This window comes from Oleiphilus sp. HI0061 (assembly GCF_001635675.1).
Genome location: NZ_LWFE01000695.1, coordinates 1 through 946 on the forward strand (window position 1 = coordinate 1; position 946 = coordinate 946).

1 pseudogene is annotated in these 946 nt (G+C 42.5%); it reads left to right on the top strand.

Annotated elements, in window-relative coordinates:
• Positions 1–76: 76 nt before the first annotated feature.
• Positions 77–946: pseudogene (locus A3735_RS30615) on the top strand (IS3 family transposase); the annotation flags it as partial.

The window sequence follows — 946 nt, forward strand, 5'->3', positions numbered from 1 at the left end:
CTATCTTTGACAATGATCTGCTTTAATCAAACAGGACACTTCAATAAGGAATATAATCCAATTATTGAGGTGTTAAATGACAAAACGAAAGAACAGAAGTTATACAACAGAGTTTAAACAAGAAGCGGTTGCCCTGGTCACCGAGCAAGGCTATAGCGTTCCTAAAGCGGCTGCTTCATTGGGTATTACAGATAAGTTGCTCTACAACTGGAAAGCCAAGTTTGATGCGGAACAATCTGGTACTGGCTTAAATACAGATGAGCGTGCTGAATTGCTTCGGCTCCGAAAGGAAAATAAAGAGCTGAAGATGGAAAAGGAGATTTTAAAAAAGGCCAGCGCCCTCCTGCTGAAGGAAACCAAGTAAGGTTTCAAACCATTCAACAACTTTCCTCAGCATATCCTGTTATCAAACTTTGCAAAGCAATGGGTGTTAGCCGCTCAGCTTATTATGCTTGGCTCAAACGGCCAACTAAATCTATTACGCCAAAGCAGTTACATTTGTATAGCAGAGCTAAAACTATCTTCGAGAAAAGCCGAAGTAGTTTGGGTTATAGAGAACTGCGGAAACGATTGTGCAGAGAGGGCTTTGATATTACTGAATACAGCGCTCAAAAATTAATGGCTAAGCTTGGATTGGTCGTTACGCAACGCATTGCATACAAGGCAACAACTAAGCGTAAACACAGTGATGCTGTTGCAGATAACTTGCTGAACCAGAACTTTAATCCGGTTGGGCCAAATCAAATCTTGGCTGGCGATGTGACTTATCTGAAAACAGGCGAAGGCTGGATGTATCTCGCGATCGTCATGGATTTATTTTCACGCCGAATCGTTGGCTGGCAGATTGATAAGCGTATGACTACTGACTTGGTTAGTCGAGCTATGATCAGGGCATATAATCTGCGCCAGCCTCCTAAAGGCTTGGTGTTTCATAGTGACAGAGGTT